The 16649-nt window shown below is 57.6% G+C and carries 12 protein-coding genes and 1 tRNA gene; all 13 read right to left on the reverse strand.

Translation table 11 applies throughout. The features are described from left to right. Positions 1 to 76: 76 nt before the first annotated feature. The 13 genes from tuf to HU737_RS20120 all read right to left on the reverse strand — a co-directional run bounded on the left by tuf (position 77) and on the right by HU737_RS20120 (position 16611). Entirely contained in the window at positions 77 to 1270 is a 1194-nt protein-coding gene (tuf, locus tag HU737_RS20060; RefSeq protein WP_105642145.1) for an elongation factor Tu, read from the reverse strand. Between the two features lie 31 nt (positions 1271 to 1301). Beyond that, positions 1302 to 3446: an elongation factor G gene (gene fusA / locus HU737_RS20065; protein ID WP_186557311.1), complete on the reverse strand. Its 2145-nt coding sequence runs from the start codon at positions 3444 to 3446 to the stop codon at positions 1302 to 1304. Positions 3447 to 3476: 30 nt separating this feature from the next. Beyond that, a complete protein-coding gene (gene rpsG / locus HU737_RS20070) occupies positions 3477 to 3947 on the reverse strand; it encodes a 30S ribosomal protein S7 (protein WP_008089143.1) in 471 nt (156 codons plus the stop codon). 106 nt (positions 3948 to 4053) lie between these two features. Continuing rightward, entirely contained in the window at positions 4054 to 4425 is a 372-nt protein-coding gene (rpsL, locus tag HU737_RS20075; RefSeq protein WP_003257088.1) for a 30S ribosomal protein S12, read from the reverse strand. A 210-nt stretch (positions 4426 to 4635) separates the two neighbouring features. Further along, positions 4636 to 8835 carry a DNA-directed RNA polymerase subunit beta' gene (gene rpoC, locus HU737_RS20080; RefSeq protein ID WP_186557310.1) on the reverse strand — a complete coding sequence of 1400 codons (4200 nt, stop codon included), beginning with the start codon at positions 8833 to 8835 and terminating at the stop codon, positions 4636 to 4638. 64 nt (positions 8836 to 8899) lie between these two features. Further along, entirely contained in the window at positions 8900 to 12973 is a 4074-nt protein-coding gene (gene rpoB, locus HU737_RS20085) for a DNA-directed RNA polymerase subunit beta (RefSeq protein WP_186557309.1), read from the reverse strand. A 219-nt stretch (positions 12974 to 13192) separates the two neighbouring features. Beyond that, on the reverse strand, positions 13193 to 13558 hold the full coding sequence (gene rplL / locus HU737_RS20090; RefSeq protein ID WP_007957596.1) for a 50S ribosomal protein L7/L12: 366 nt from the start codon (positions 13556 to 13558) through the stop codon (positions 13193 to 13195). A 77-nt stretch (positions 13559 to 13635) separates the two neighbouring features. Beyond that, positions 13636 to 14136, reverse strand: coding sequence for a 50S ribosomal protein L10 (gene rplJ / locus HU737_RS20095; protein ID WP_186557308.1), 501 nt, complete (start codon positions 14134 to 14136; stop codon positions 13636 to 13638). Positions 14137 to 14333: 197 nt separating this feature from the next. Further along, the gene (gene rplA, locus HU737_RS20100) at positions 14334 to 15029 is read right to left on the reverse strand and encodes a 50S ribosomal protein L1 (RefSeq protein ID WP_186557307.1); all 696 of its coding nucleotides are present in this window, start codon (positions 15027 to 15029) and stop codon (positions 14334 to 14336) included. Continuing rightward, on the reverse strand, positions 15029 to 15460 hold the full coding sequence (rplK, locus tag HU737_RS20105; protein WP_115085065.1) for a 50S ribosomal protein L11: 432 nt from the start codon (positions 15458 to 15460) through the stop codon (positions 15029 to 15031). Before rplK ends, rplA begins: the two co-directional genes overlap by 1 nt. Before the next feature lie 119 nt (positions 15461 to 15579). Beyond that, entirely contained in the window at positions 15580 to 16113 is a 534-nt protein-coding gene (gene nusG, locus HU737_RS20110) for a transcription termination/antitermination protein NusG (RefSeq protein WP_186557306.1), read from the reverse strand. A gap of 9 nt (positions 16114 to 16122) precedes the next feature. Next, on the reverse strand, positions 16123 to 16491 hold the full coding sequence (gene secE / locus HU737_RS20115) for a preprotein translocase subunit SecE (RefSeq protein ID WP_186557305.1): 369 nt from the start codon (positions 16489 to 16491) through the stop codon (positions 16123 to 16125). Between the two features lie 44 nt (positions 16492 to 16535). Continuing rightward, positions 16536 to 16611, reverse strand: a tRNA-Trp gene (locus HU737_RS20120). Positions 16612 to 16649: the final 38 nt, after the last annotated feature.

Genomic DNA, 16649 nt, shown 5'->3' on the forward strand with positions numbered 1-16649 from the left:
ATAGACGCCCTAATTTAGTGTCAACCCAATAAAAAAAACCCCCGCTGAGCGGGGGTTTTTTCAACCGATCGAGTGATTACTCGATGATTTTGGCTACGACGCCGGCGCCGACGGTACGACCGCCTTCACGGATAGCGAAGCGCAGACCGTCTTCCATTGCGATGGTCTTGATCAGGGTAACAGTCATCTGAATGTTGTCACCTGGCATTACCATTTCAACGCCTTCCGGCAGCTCGCAGTTACCGGTCACGTCAGTGGTACGGAAGTAGAACTGAGGACGGTAGCCTTTGAAGAACGGAGTGTGACGACCGCCTTCTTCTTTCGACAGAACGTAGACTTCTGCGGTGAACTTGGTGTGCGGCTTGACCGAACCTGGCTTGACCAGAACCTGGCCACGCTCAACGTCGTCACGCTTGGTACCACGCAGCAGAACGCCGCAGTTCTCGCCAGCACGGCCTTCGTCCAGCAGCTTGCGGAACATCTCAACACCGGTGCAGGTGGTGGTGGTGGTGTCACGCAGACCAACGATTTCCAGGGCGTCTTGAACGCGGACGATACCACGCTCGATACGACCGGTAACAACGGTACCACGACCCGAGATCGAGAATACGTCTTCGATTGGCATCAGGAACGGCTTGTCGATAGCACGCTCTGGCTCTGGGATGTAGCTGTCCAGAGTTTCAACCAGACGCTTGACAGCGGTGGTGCCCATTTCGTTGTCGTCTTTGCCTTCCAGCGCCATACGAGCCGAACCGATGATGATCGGGGTGTCGTCGCCTGGGAAGTCGTAGGTGGACAGCAGGTCGCGAACTTCCATCTCGACCAGTTCCAGCAGCTCAGCGTCGTCTACCAGGTCAGCCTTGTTCAGGAAGACCACGATGTACGGAACGCCAACCTGACGGGACAGCAGGATGTGCTCACGGGTTTGTGGCATCGGACCATCAGCGGCCGAGCAAACCAGGATCGCGCCGTCCATCTGGGCAGCACCGGTGATCATGTTCTTCACGTAGTCAGCGTGACCTGGGCAGTCGACGTGAGCGTAGTGACGAATGTTCGAGTTGTACTCGACGTGAGCGGTGTTGATGGTGATACCGCGCGCTTTCTCTTCCGGAGCCGAGTCGATCTTGTCGAACTCAACGACTGCCGAACCGAAAACTTCGGAGCAGACGCGAGTCAGAGCTGCGGTCAGAGTGGTTTTACCGTGGTCAACGTGGCCGATGGTGCCAACGTTAACGTGCGGAAGGGAACGATCAAATTTTTCTTTAGCCACGACAGTGAACTCCTAGCCTAAAGGGGCTGAATCAGCCTTGTTTTTTAACGAGAGCTTCGACGATGTTCGACGGAGCTTCGGAGTATTTGGAGAATTCCATGGAGTAGCTCGCGCGACCCTGAGACATGGAACGAACGTCGGTCGCGTAACCGAACATTTCCCCGAGCGGTACTTCAGCGCGGACGACACGGCCAGAGACCGACTCATCCATACCCTGGACCAGACCACGACGACGGTTCAGGTCACCCATCACGTCACCCAGGTAGTCTTCCGGGGTTACAACTTCAACCTTCATGATCGGCTCGAGAACCACGCCGCCGCCCTTGGTGGCCAGCTGCTTGGTCGCCATCGAAGCGGCGATTTTGAAAGCCATTTCGTTGGAGTCGACGTCGTGATACGAACCATCGAATACCGCGGCCTTGAGGCCGATCAGAGGATAGCCGGCAACAACGCCGTTCTTCATCTGCTCTTCGATACCCTTCTGGATCGGGGCGATGAATTCCTTAGGAATCACACCACCAACGACTTCGTTGGAGAACACCAGACCTTCGGTGATGTTGCCCTTCTCGTCCACGTCCGGCTCCGAGAAACGGATCCAGCAGTGACCGAACTGACCACGACCGCCCGACTGACGAACGAACTTGCCTTCGATCTCGACGTTGGACTTGGTGATCTTCTCGCGGTACGAAACCTGCGGCTTGCCGATGTTGGCCTCGACGTTGAACTCGCGCTTCATGCGGTCAACGAGGATGTCCAGGTGCAGCTCACCCATACCCGAGATGATGGTCTGGCCAGTCTCTTCGTCGGTCTTGACGCGGAACGACGGGTCTTCCTGGGCCAGCTTGCCCAGTGCGATACCCATCTTCTCCTGGTCAGCCTTGGTTTTCGGCTCTACGGAGAGCGAAATAACCGGCTCAGGGAAGTCCATACGCTCAAGGATGATTGGCTTGTCGGCGTTGCACAGGGTTTCGCCTGTGGTCACGTCTTTCATACCGATCAGTGCAGCGATGTCGCCAGCGCGCACTTCCTTGATTTCTTCACGCTGGTTGGCGTGCATCTGCACCATACGACCAACGCGCTCTTTCTTGCCTTTGACCGAGTTGATGACGGAGTCACCGGAGGTCAGAACGCCCGAGTAGACGCGAACGAAGGTCAGAGTACCTACGAACGGGTCAGTCGCGATCTTGAACGCCAGAGCCGAGAACGGCTCGTCGTCGTCGGCGTGACGCACGTCTTTACGAACAGCCGGATCTTCTTTGTCCAGCTCCTTGTCGTCCGGGTTGATACCCTGGATTGCAGGGATCTCGGTCGGAGCAGGCAGGTAGTCGATGACGGCATCGAGAACCAGGGGAACACCCTTGTTCTTGAACGACGAACCGCAGACAGCCGGTACGATTTCGCTGGCCAGGGTGCGCGCGCGCAGACCGGCTTTGATCTCTTCGACGGTCAGCTCTTCGCCTTCCAGGTACTTGTTCATCAGCTCTTCGCTGGACTCGGCGGCAGCCTCAACCATGTTGGCGCGCCACTCTTCAGCCAGCTCCAGCATATCGGCAGGAATTTCTTCCTCGCGATAAGTGGTGCCTTTGTCGTCGTCGTTCCAGTAGATAGCCTTCATTTTGATCAGGTCAACCTGACCCTGGAAGTTATCTTCCGAACCGATGGCCAGCTGAACAGGAACCGGGGTGTGACCCAGACGGTTCTTGATCTGACCTACGACGCGCAGGAAGTTTGCACCGGCACGGTCCATCTTGTTCACGTAGACAACACGTGGAACGCCGTACTTGTTGGCCTGACGCCATACGGTTTCAGACTGAGGCTCAACGCCGGAGGTACCGCAGAACACAACGACCGCGCCGTCGAGTACGCGCAGCGAACGCTCAACTTCAATGGTGAAGTCAACGTGGCCGGGGGTATCGATAACGTTTACACGGTAGTTGTCATACTGACCAACAGAACCTTTCCAGAAGGTGGTAACGGCAGCGGAGGTAATGGTGATACCCCGCTCCTGCTCCTGCACCATCCAGTCGGTGGTCGCGGCGCCGTCATGCACCTCGCCCATTTTGTGGCTCAGACCTGTGTAGAACAGGATCCGCTCGGTAGTGGTAGTTTTGCCCGCGTCAACGTGCGCGCAAATACCAATGTTACGGTAGCGGTTGATTGCTGTAGTACGAGCCATAAAGCCCTCGCGAATAGATTGATGCTTGAATTAGAAGCGGTAGTGCGAGAATGCCTTGTTGGCTTCAGCCATACGGTGCACGTCTTCACGCTTCTTGACTGCAGCACCTTTGCCTTCAGCAGCATCCAGCAGCTCACCAGCCAAACGCAGGGCCATGGACTTCTCGCCGCGCTTGCGGGCGTAGTCTACAAGCCAGCGCATTGCCAGCGCGTTACGACGGGATGGGCGAACTTCGACCGGGACCTGGTAAGTGGCACCGCCAACACGGCGGGACTTTACTTCGACCAGCGGAGCGATGGCGTCGAGAGCTTTCTCGAAGATTTCCAGGGGATCGCTGTTCTTGCGTTCTTTGACCTTGTCCAGCGCACCGTAAACGATACGCTCGGCAACGGCCTTCTTGCCGCTTTCCATCACGTGGTTCATGAACTTGGCGAGGATCTGGGATCCGTATTTTGGATCGTCCAGAATCTCACGTTTTGCTGCTACACGACGTCTTGGCATGATAAGCCCTCAAACGGTCTTCAGGTTAGCCCGGGACGTGGGTCTTCGACCCCTGCCCGACCTTACTCTTATCGACTGAAAAAATTGATTGTCTGCAAACGGCCGATTACTTCGGACGCTTGGTACCGTACTTCGAACGACCCTGGTTACGGCCTTTAACGCCGGAAGTATCCAGAGAGCCGCGAACGGTGTGGTAACGAACACCTGGCAAGTCTTTTACACGGCCGCCGCGAATCAGGACGACGCTGTGCTCTTGCAGGTTGTGGCCTTCACCGCCGATGTACGAGGAAACCTCGAAACCGTTGGTCAGACGCACACGGCATACTTTACGCAGTGCCGAGTTAGGTTTTTTCGGCGTGGTGGTGTACACACGGGTGCACACGCCACGACGTTGCGGGCAGTTCTGCAGCGCAGGTACGTCGGATTTCTCGACGGTACGCTTACGCGGCTGACGTACCAGCTGGTTGATAGTTGCCATCTACTAGCTCCACTGATTGTCTTGCGACGCTATTGTCTTGCAAGAAAGCCAAAAATTGGCGAGACGGAGCCTCACCAAATTTAAGGGTACAAAAGTCTAAAGAGGTTCTTGCACCCAGTCAAGACGAGGCCCCGGCCCTCCCCGCCCGGTAATCGGTAACATTGCATGTCACCGGTCACCACGGAGAGGGGCCGGGGCCCCACCCTGTACTTAGTTACCGCTGGAATTCAGCGCTTCGGTCAGTGCGGCTTCCACCTCACTGGCACTTACGCGCAGCGGCTTGTCGGCATCACGGCGACGCTTACGCTCGCTGTGGTAGGCCAGACCAGTACCAGCCGGGATCAGACGACCCACGACCACGTTCTCTTTCAGGCCGCGCAGGTAGTCGCGCTTGCCGGTTACCGCCGCCTCGGTCAGGACTCGAGTGGTTTCCTGGAAGGAAGCCGCCGAGATGAACGATTCGGTCGACAACGACGCCTTGGTGATACCCAGCAGCACGCGGGTGAACTTCGAGACGAACTTGTCTTCGGCAGCGAGACGCTCGTTCTCGACCAGCACCTGAGTCAGTTCCATCTGGTCGCCCTTGATGAAGCTGGAGTCACCCGATTCGGCGATCTCAACTTTACGCAGCATCTGACGCAGGATGGTCTCGATGTGCTTATCGTTGATCTTAACGCCTTGCAGGCGGTAAACGTCCTGGATCTCGTTGACGATGTACTTGGCCAGCGCGCTGACACCCAGCAGACGCAGGATGTCGTGCGGATCGCTAGGACCGTCGGAGATAACTTCGCCGCGGTTTACCTGTTCGCCTTCGAAGACGTTCAGGTGGCGCCACTTCGGAATCAGCTCTTCGTACGGATCGCTGCCATCGGTCGGGGTAATGACCAGACGGCGCTTGCCTTTGGTCTCTTTACCGAATGCGATGGTGCCGCTGACTTCCGCCAGAATCGAAGCTTCCTTCGGACGACGGGCTTCGAACAGGTCGGCAACGCGCGGCAGACCACCGGTGATGTCACGGGTCTTCGACGTTTCTTGCGGAATACGCGCGATAACGTCACCAACACCGATCTGTGCACCGTCGGCCACACCTACCAAGGCGTTGGCTGGCAGGAAGTACTGAGCAGGTACGTCGGTACCTGGCAGCATCAGATCCTTGCCATTGGCGTCGACCATCTTGATTGCCGGACGGATTTCCTTGCCAGCGGCAGGGCGATCCTTGACGTCCAGGACTTCAATGTTGGTCAAACCAGTCAACTCGTCTGTCTGACGCTTGATGGTGATGTTTTCTTCCATGCCCACGAAGGTCACGGTACCTTTCAGCTCGGTAACGATCGGGTGGGTGTGCGGGTCCCACTTGGCGACGATTGCGCCAGCTTCGACCTTGTCACCTTCCTTGACCGAAATCACCGCACCGTAAGGCAGCTTGTAGCGCTCACGCTCACGACCGAATTCGTCGGCAATGGCCAACTCGCCGGAACGCGATACAGCAACCAGGTTGCCGTCAGCACGCTCAACCTGCTTCAGGTTATGCAGACGCACCATACCGCCGTTCTTCACCTGGACGCTGTCGGCAGCCGAGGTCCGGCTTGCAGCACCACCGATGTGGAACGTACGCATGGTCAGCTGGGTACCCGGCTCACCGATGGACTGGGCAGCGATAACGCCGACCGCTTCACCGATGTTCACCTGATGACCGCGAGCCAGGTCACGACCGTAGCACTTGGCGCAGATGCCGAAGCGAGTTTCGCAGCTGATCGGCGAACGCACGATAACTTCGTCGATGCTGTTCAGCTCGATGAACTCAACCCACTTCTCGTCGACCAGGGTACCGGCCGGAACGATGACGTCTTCGGTGCCAGGCTTGAATACGTCACGGGCGATCACTCGACCCAGTACGCGCTCACCCAGCGGCTCGACCACGTCGCCGCCTTCGATGTGCGGAGTCATCAGCAGGCCATGATCGGTGCCGCAATCGATCTCGGTCACTACCAGATCTTGCGCAACGTCGACCAGACGACGAGTCAGGTAACCCGAGTTCGCGGTCTTCAGTGCGGTATCCGCCAGACCCTTACGAGCACCGTGAGTCGAGATGAAGTACTGAAGTACGCTCAAACCTTCACGGAAGTTCGCGGTGATCGGCGTCTCGATGATCGAGCCGTCCGGCTTGGCCATCAGGCCACGCATACCGGCCAACTGACGAATCTGAGCTGCCGAACCCCGGGCACCGGAGTCAGCCATCATGTACATCGAGTTGAAGGACTCTTGGTCGACTTCGTCGCCATTGCGGTCGATGACTTTCTCTTTCGAGAGGTTGGCCATCATCGCCTTGGATACTTCGTCGTTCGCCTTGGACCACAAGTCGATGACCTTGTTGTACTTCTCGCCCTGGGTTACCAGGCCAGAGGCGTACTGGCTCTCGATTTCCTTCACTTCGTCGGTGGCAGCACCGATGATGCGGGCTTTCTCGTCCGGGATAACGAAGTCGTTAACACCGATCGAAACGCCGGAAATGGTCGAATAGGCAAAGCCGGTGTACATCAGCTGGTCAGCGAAGATCACGGTCTCTTTCAGACCAACCACGCGGTAGCACTGGTTGATCAGCTTGGAGATCGCCTTCTTCTTCATCGGCTGGTTGACCACGTCGTACGACAGACCTGGTGGCACAACCTGGAACAGCAGCGCACGGCCGACAGTGGTGTCGACGATACGGGTGTTCTTGACGCTGCCGCCATCACGATCGTTCACGGTTTCGTTGATACGAACCTTGATCTTCGCGTGCAGGGCAGCTTCGCCGGCGCGGAATACCCGGTCGACTTCCTGCAGGTCAGCGAACACGCGACCTTCGCCCTTGGCGTTGATGGCTTCACGGGTCATGTAGTACAGACCCAGTACAACGTCCTGCGACGGAACGATGATTGGCTCACCGTTGGCTGGCGACAGGATGTTGTTGGTCGACATCATCAGCGCGCGCGCTTCGAGCTGGGCTTCCAGCGTCAGCGGCACGTGAACGGCCATTTGGTCACCGTCGAAGTCGGCGTTGTACGCAGCACAGACCAGCGGGTGCAGCTGGATAGCCTTACCTTCGATCAGTACCGGTTCAAAGGCCTGGATACCCAAACGGTGAAGGGTCGGTGCACGGTTGAGCAGTACGGGGTGTTCGCGAATCACTTCGGCGAGAACGTCCCACACCTCTGGCAGCTCGCGCTCGACCATCTTCTTGGCAGCCTTGATGGTGGTCGCCAGACCACGCATTTCCAGCTTGCCGAAAATGAACGGCTTGAACAGCTCGAGGGCCATCTTCTTCGGCAGACCGCACTGGTGCAGACGCAGGGTCGGGCCTACGGTAATTACCGAACGACCGGAGTAGTCCACGCGCTTACCGAGCAAGTTCTGACGGAAACGACCTTGCTTACCTTTGATCATGTCAGCCAGGGACTTCAGCGGACGCTTGTTCGAGCCAGTGATGGCGCGACCGCGACGGCCGTTGTCGAGCAGGGCGTCGACCGCTTCCTGCAGCATGCGCTTTTCGTTGCGCACAATGATGTCCGGCGCCGACAGATCGAGCAGGCGCTTGAGACGGTTGTTACGGTTGATCACCCGACGATACAGGTCGTTCAGGTCGGAGGTCGCGAAGCGGCCGCCATCCAGCGGCACCAGCGGACGCAGGTCCGGCGGCAGTACTGGCAGAACGGTCAGGACCATCCACTCAGGCAGGTTGCCCGAGCCCTGGAAAGCTTCCATCAGCTTCAGGCGCTTGGACAGCTTCTTGATCTTGGTTTCCGAGTTGGTCTGCGGAATCTCTTCGCGCAGGCGACCGATCTCGTGCTCCAGGTCGATAGCGTGCAGCAGCTCACGGACAGCCTCGGCACCCATGCGGGCGTCGAAGTCGTCACCGAACTCTTCCAGCGCTTCGAAGTACTGCTCGTCGTTGAGCAGCTGACCCTTCTCGAGGGTGGTCATGCCTGGATCGATAACGACGTAGCTCTCGAAGTAGAGAACACGCTCGATATCACGCAGGGTCATGTCCATCAGCAAGCCGATACGGGACGGCAGCGACTTCAGGAACCAGATGTGGGCGACCGGCGAAGCCAGTTCGATGTGCGCCATGCGCTCACGACGAACCTTGGCCAGCGCGACTTCGACGCCGCACTTCTCGCAGATCACACCGCGGTGTTTCAGGCGCTTGTACTTACCGCACAGGCACTCGTAGTCCTTGACTGGGCCAAAGATCTTGGCGCAGAACAGGCCGTCACGCTCAGGCTTGAACGTACGGTAGTTGATGGTTTCCGGCTTTTTAACTTCACCGAACGACCACGAACGGATCATCTCAGGTGACGCCAGACCGATACGGATGGCGTCGAACTCTTCGACTTGACCCTGGTTTTTCAGCAAATTCAGTAGGTCTTTCAAGGCCTTTCCTCCTGGCGGAGCAGGGAGCGGGCTATTACAGCCCCGCCCCCCTTCGCGTCACGTGTTATTCGGTTTCCAGATCGATATCGATACCGAGCGAACGGATCTCTTTGATCAACACGTTGAAGGACTCGGGCATGCCCGGCTCCATACGGTGATCGCCATCCACGATGTTTTTGTACATCTTGGTACGGCCGTTCACGTCGTCCGACTTCACTGTGAGCATTTCTTGCAGGGTGTATGCCGCGCCGTATGCTTCCAGCGCCCACACCTCCATCTCCCCGAAACGCTGACCACCGAACTGCGCCTTACCACCCAGCGGCTGCTGGGTAACCAGGCTATAGGAACCAGTGGAACGCGCGTGCATCTTGTCGTCCACCAAGTGGTTCAGCTTGAGCATGTACATGTAACCAACGGTCACAGGACGCTCGAACTTGTTGCCGGTACGGCCGTCGAACAGCACCATCTGGCCGCTTTCTGGCATGTCTGCCAGTTTCAGCATGGCCTTGATCTCGCTTTCCTTGGCACCGTCGAAGACCGGGGTAGCCATCGGCACGCCCTTCTTCAGGTTGTGCGCCAGAGCGAGGATCTCTGCGTCGGTGAACTCTTCCAGGCTTTCCTGGCGACCGCCGATCTCGTTGTAGATCTCGGTCAGGAAGCCACGCAGCTCAGCGGCTTTGCGCTGCTCTTCGATCATCCGGTCGATCTTCTCGCCCAGACCTTTGGCCGCGAGGCCCAGGTGGGTTTCAAGGATCTGACCAACGTTCATACGCGAAGGTACGCCCAGCGGGTTCAGTACGACGTCGACCGGAGTACCGTTGGCGTCGTGCGGCATGTCTTCGACCGGCATGATCACCGAGACCACACCTTTGTTACCGTGACGGCCGGCCATCTTGTCGCCCGGCTGAATGCGGCGGCGGATAGCCAGGTAGACCTTGACGATCTTCAGTACGCCCGGTGCCAGGTCATCGCCCTGCTGCAGCTTGCGCTTCTTGTCTTCGAACTTGTCGTCCAGCAGACGACGGCGATCGACGATGTAGGCTTGAGCCTTTTCCAGCTGTTCGTTCAGCGCGTCTTCGGCCATGCGCAGTTTGAACCACTGGCCGTGCTCCAGACCGTCCAGTACTTCGTCGCTGATCACGGTGCCTTTCTTCAGGCCCGCACCACCGTCGACCACTTGGCCGTTCAGGGCGGAACGCAGACGCTCGAAGGTCGCGCCTTCAACAATGCGGAACTCTTCGTTGAGGTCCTTGCGGATCTCGTCCAGCTGCATCTTCTCGATGGCCAGGGCGCGGCTGTCGCGCTCGACGCCGTCACGGGTGAAGACCTGAACGTCAATGACAGTACCTTTGGTGCCGGTTGGCACGCGCAGGGAGGTGTCTTTAACGTCGCTGGCTTTCTCACCGAAGATCGCGCGCAGCAGCTTCTCTTCTGGAGTCAGCTGGGTCTCGCCTTTCGGAGTGACCTTACCCACCAGAATGTCGCCAGCGCCGACTTCAGCACCTACGTAGACGATACCGGCTTCGTCCAGCTTGTTCAGCGCAGCTTCACCCACGTTCGGGATGTCTGCGGTGATTTCCTCTGGGCCAAGCTTGGTGTCACGGGCCACACAGGTCAGTTCCTGGATGTGGATCGTGGTGAAACGGTCTTCCTGAACGACGCGCTCCGACAGACAGATGGAGTCTTCGAAGTTGAAACCGTTCCAGGCCATGAACGCGATGCGCATGTTCTGACCCAGTGCCAGTTCACCCATGTCGGTGGACGGGCCATCGGCCATGATGTCGCTACGCTTGACCACATCACCTTTGCTGACCAGCGGACGCTGGTTGATGCAAGTGTTCTGGTTGGAACGGGTGTATTTGGTCAGGTTGTAGATGTCGACACCGGCTTCACCGGTTTCTACTTCGTCATCGGCAACACGTACCACGATACGGCTGGCGTCGACGGAGTCGATCACGCCGCCACGACGCGCCACGACGCAGACGCCGGAGTCACGGGCAACGTTGCGCTCCATGCCGGTACCAACCAGCGGCTTGTCGGCACGCAGGGTAGGTACAGCCTGACGCTGCATGTTCGAACCCATCAATGCACGGTTGGCGTCGTCGTGCTCGAGGAACGGGATCAGCGAGGCAGCGACGGAAACAACCTGCTTGGGCGAAACGTCCATCAGGGTGACGTCTTCCGGCGCCTTGACGGTGAATTCGTTCAAGTGACGAACAGCTACCAGCTCGTCGACCAGTTGCTTCTTCTCGTTCATCGTGGCCGAAGCCTGAGCGATGACGTGATCAGCTTCTTCGATCGCCGACAGGAACACGATGTCGTCGGAAACCACACCCTCTTTCACCACGCGGTACGGGCTTTCCAGGAAGCCGTACTGGTTGGTGCGGGCATAGGCTGCCAGGGAGTTGATCAGACCGATGTTCGGACCTTCAGGGGTCTCGATCGGGCACACACGACCGTAATGGGTCGGGTGTACGTCACGGACTTCAAAGCCAGCACGCTCACGGGTCAGACCGCCAGGGCCGAGTGCGGAGACACGACGCTTGTGGGTGATCTCGGAGAGCGGGTTGTTCTGGTCCATGAACTGCGAGAGCTGGCTGGAACCGAAGAACTCTTTCACCGCCGCCGCTACCGGCTTGGCGTTGATCAGGTCTTGCGGCATCAGGCCTTCGCTTTCAGCCATCGACAGACGCTCTTTGACCGCACGCTCAACGCGCACCAGGCCAACGCGGAACTGGTTCTCGGCCATCTCGCCGACGCAACGTACGCGACGGTTACCCAGGTGGTCGATGTCATCGACGATGCCTTTACCGTTACGGATGTCGACCAGGGTCTTCAGCACGTCAACGATGTCTTCCTTGCTCAGCACGCCCGAACCTTCGATCTCGGTACGACCGATACGACGGTTGAACTTCATGCGGCCTACGGCGGACAGGTCGTAACGCTCGGCACTGAAGAACAGGTTGTTGAACAGGGTTTCGGCGGCATCCTTGGTTGGCGGCTCGCCTGGACGCATCATGCGGTAGATCTCGACCAGCGCTTCCAGTTGGTTGCTGGTGGTGTCGATCTTCAGGGTATCCGAAATGAACGGACCGCAATCGATGTCGTTGGTGTACAGGGTTTCGATGCGAACGACCTGAGCCTTGGCGACCTTGATCAGCAGCTCGGTGGTCAGCTCGGTGTTGCACTCGGCCAGGATCTCGCCGGTAGCCGGATGCACGATCGCCTTGGCGGTAGTGCGGCCCAGCACGTACTCCATCGGCACGTCCAGCTGCTTGACGCCAGCCTTCTCGAGCTGATTGATGTGGCGCGCGGTGATACGACGACCCTGCTCGACGATGACCTTGCCGGTCTCGTCATGGATGTCCATGACCGCAACTTCGCCACGCAGACGCTGAGGCACCAGCTCCAGGCTCAGCTTCTCACCAGAAACATGGAACACGTTGGTGGTGTAGAAGGTGTTCAGCACTTCTTCAGTGCTGTAACCCAGGGCGCGCAGCAGTACCGAGGCCGGCAGTTTGCGGCGACGGTCGATACGGACGAATACGCAGTCCTTAGGATCGAACTCGAAGTCCAACCAGGAACCGCGGTAAGGAATGATGCGAGCCGAATACAGCAGCTTGCCGGAGCTGTGGGTCTTGCCACGATCGTGGTCGAAGAACACACCCGGCGAACGGTGCAGCTGGGAAACGATCACACGCTCGGTACCGTTGATAACGAAGGTACCGTTCTCAGTCATCAGGGGGATTTCACCCATGTAGACTTCTTGCTCTTTGATGTCCTTGATCGCTTTGTTCGACGACTCTTTGTCGAAGATGATCAGACGGACTTTCACCCGCAGCGGCACGGCGAAGGTCACGCCGCGCAGGACGCATTCCTTGACGTCGAAAGCCGGCTCGCCCAGACGATAGCCAACGTACTCCAGGGCAGCGTTGCCGGAGTAGCTGATGATCGGGAAGACCGATTTGAAGGCCGCGTGCAGGCCGACGTCGCGGAACTGATCCTTGGATGCTCCCGCTTGCAGGAATTCGCGATACGAATCCAGCTGGATGGCCAGGAGGTAAGGCACATCCATCACGTCCGGCAACTTGCTAAAGTCCTTGCGGATACGTTTTTTCTCAGTGTATGAGTAAGCCATCAGCGTTCCCCAGCTTGGTCACCTGCTTGTTTGGCTTCTCCCGGCGGGAGCAGCCAGAAAATCGTGCAAACCCCTTGGTTTGCGCCACCCACGTGGGTGTCTTGCAGCTTGTTATCGGGGCCGACCTGATCGGCCACCAATAACGGAAAAAGGCCGGTGGCATAAGCCACCAGCCATCAGCCTAAGCTCAACGCTCCGGCTGGAGTCGCAAAGTCGAAATTACTTCAGCTCGACTTTAGCGCCTGCTTCTTCCAGCTTCTTCTTAGCGTCTTCAGCGGCTTCTTTCGAAACGCCTTCAGCTACGACTTGAGGAGCGCCGTCAACTTTCTCTTTGGCTTCTTTCAGGCCCAGACCGGTCAGTTCACGAACGGCCTTGATCACGTTGACTTTCTTCTCGCCGGCTTCAACCAGAACAACGTTGAACTCGGTTTGCTCTTCAACAACGGCAGCAGCAGCAGCTGGGCCAGCAGCGGCAACAGCAGCGGTAACGCCGAAGGTTTCTTCCATTGCTTTGATCAGCTCAACAACTTCCAGAACGGTTTTCTGGCCGATTGCTTCGATGATTTGCTCGTTAGTCAGGGACATGACTTAAATCCTGTATTGGGGTGAAGGCCTACGCAGCCATCAAATTAAACGTATGATTTTGAAAGTGCTTCGCTGCCTTAGGCTGCGGTAGCTTCTTTCTGGTCGCGAATGGCTGCCAGGGTACGAGCCAGCTTGCTGGTAGCGCCTTGGATGACGCTCATCAGCCTTGCGATGGCTTCGTCGCGGGTCGGCAGGGTAGCCAACACGTCGATCTGGTTCGCTGCAATGAACTTGCCGTCAAACGCAGCTGCCTTGATCTCGAACTTGTCCTGACCCTTGGCGAATTCCTTGAACAGACGAGCAGCAGCGCCCGGGTGTTCGTTGGAGAACGCGATCAGGGTCGGGCCAGTGAAGGCGTCGTTGAGGACACTGAATTCAGTGTCAGCAACAGCGCGCTTGAGCAGGGTGTTACGTACGACACGTACGTATACGCCAGCTTCACGAGCCTCTTTACGGAGTCCGGTCATTGCGCCTACAGTCACACCACGGGCATCAGCCACGACAGCGGACAGAGCGACTTTGGCAGCCTCGTTGACTTCAGCGACGATGGCCTTCTTGTCTTCGAGTTTAATTGCCACGGGTAAAACTCCTGCTTGTTACCGTTTCATCTGGCCGAAGCCGGATGTCGTTTTGGTGTCTGATTCGGTAAGGAACCGGGAGCACCATCTGCGTAGGCTGGTTGTTTAAGGCTTGCGCCGCCTACGGTCTTGGATAGCCCCCGCCAGGCAGGGACCCCAATTTTGTTGCCGGCGCGCTTTCACGCGCCGGCAAGGTCTTACGCGCTCAGCGAGCTCTGGTCGATGACCAGACCTGGGCCCATAGTGGTGCTCAGGGTAACGCGCTTGACGTAGATACCTTTCGAGGAAGCCGGCTTGATACGCTTCAGATCAGCGATCAGGGCTTCAACGTTTTCCTTCAGCTTGCCGGCTTCGAAGCCAACCTTGCCAACGGAGGTGTGGATGATACCGTTTTTGTCGGTACGGTAGCGAACTTGACCAGCCTTGGCGTTTTTAACCGCGGTGGCTACGTCTGGAGTCACGGTACCGACTTTCGGGTTAGGCATCAGGCCGCGAGGACCCAGAACCTGACCCAGCTGACCAACAACGCGCATGGCATCCGGGGATGCGATGACTACGTCGTAGTTCAGGTCGCCAGCTTTCATCTCGGCAGCCAGGTCGTCCATACCAACGCGATCAGCGCCGGCAGCCAGAGCGGCCTCAGCAGCTGGACCCTGGGTGAAGACAGCAACACGTACGGTCTTGCCAGTGCCGTGTGGCAGCACAGTAGCGCTACGAACGACCTGGTCGGATTTACGTGGGTCAACGCCGAGGTTGACGGCAACGTCGAAGGATTCGCTGAACTTCACGGTGGACAGTTCGGCCAGCAGCGCGGCTGCTTCTTCGAAGTTGTAAACTTTGCCAGCTTCGAGTTTCGAAGCAATGGCCTTTTGGCGCTTGGTCAGCTTAGCCATTACACACCCTCCACGTTGAGGCCCATGCTGCGAGCAGAACCGGCGATGGTACGCACGGCTGCATCCATGTCAGCGGCAGTCAGATCAGCCTGTTTGGTCTTGGCGATCTCTTCCAGCTGAGCACGGGTCACGGTACCGACTTTAACGGTGTTCGGACGTGCAGAACCGCTGGTCAGGCCAGCAGCTTTCTTCAGCAGAACCGAAGCTGGGGTGCTTTTGGTTTCGAAGGTGAAGCTACGGTCACTGTAGACAGTGATGATCACAGGAGTCGGCAGGCCGGCTTCTTGACCCTGAGTACGGGCGTTGAAGGCCTTGCAGAATTCCATGATGTTCACACCGTGTTGACCCAGTGCTGGACCAACGGGTGGGCTTGGGTTGGCCTGGCCGGCCTTTACTTGCAGCTTGATGTAAGCCTGAATCTTCTTAGCCATGAGCTACTCCAATATCGGGTACGAACGCCAAATGGCTCCCCGGATTACTTGCGTTTTATCCCAGTGACGACAAAACCCCGCAGCACATAGGGCTGCGGGGTATGGGATGCGTCGTTCGCCTAGACCTTCTCGACCTGGCCGAACTCGAGCTCTACCGGAGTAGAGCGACCGAAAATGAGCACCGCCACTTGGAGCCGGCTCTTTTCGTAGTTAACTTCTTCAACGGTACCGTTGAAATCAGCAAAGGGACCGTCAACAACACGAACCACTTCACCTGGCTCAAAGAGCGTTTTTGGCTTCGGCTTGTCGCTACCATCGGCAACGCGACGCAGAATAGCCTCGGCTTCTTTATCGGTGATAGGCGCAGGCTTGTCTGCAGTACCACCAATGAAGCCCATTACGCGAGGGGTATCCTTGACAAGGTGCCAAGTCCCTTCGTTCATATCCATCTGGACCAATACATAGCCAGGGAAGAACTTACGCTCGCTTTTGCGCTTCTGGCCATTGCGCATTTCTACGACTTCTTCGGTCGGGACCAGGATCTCGCCGAATTCATCTTCCATGCCAGCCAGCTTCACACGCTCGATCAAAGAGCGCATTACATGCTTCTCGTAACCCGAGTAAGCATGCACAACGTACCAACGCTTAGCCACGGGACACCCTTAGCCAACAATCAAGGAGACCGCCCAGCCGAGCAGGGAATCAAGACCCCACAGCAGCAACGCCATAACCAGCACGACAACCACAACGATAAGCGTGGTTTGCATGGTTTCTTGGCGGGTCGGCCACACGACTTTACGGATCTCGGTACGAGCTTCCTTCGCCAGCGCAAAGAACGACTTACCCTTCGCGGTCTGCAGGGCAACGAAGCCTGCAACAGCAGCCAGAGCAAGGAGAGCGAGCACGCGGTACAGAATCGGAGAAGCGGAGTAGTATTGATTACCTACGACGCCAACGACTACCAGAGCAACAACAGCGAGCCACTTGAAAAGATCAAAACGCGAATCTTGGGCTTCAGTTTTGGGAGTCATCGAGGAGGATCCTGTGAGAAGAAAGCCAATCACACCGAGGTGAATGGCAGGTCAGGAGGGAATCGAACCCCCAACCTACGGTTTTGGAGACCGTCGCTCTGCCAATTGAGCTACTGACCTTTAACACTGTACCAGGCCGGCCATTATGCCGGCATGGT

The organism is Pseudomonas urmiensis (genome assembly GCF_014268815.2).
Lineage (GTDB): Bacteria > Pseudomonadota > Gammaproteobacteria > Pseudomonadales > Pseudomonadaceae > Aquipseudomonas > Aquipseudomonas urmiensis.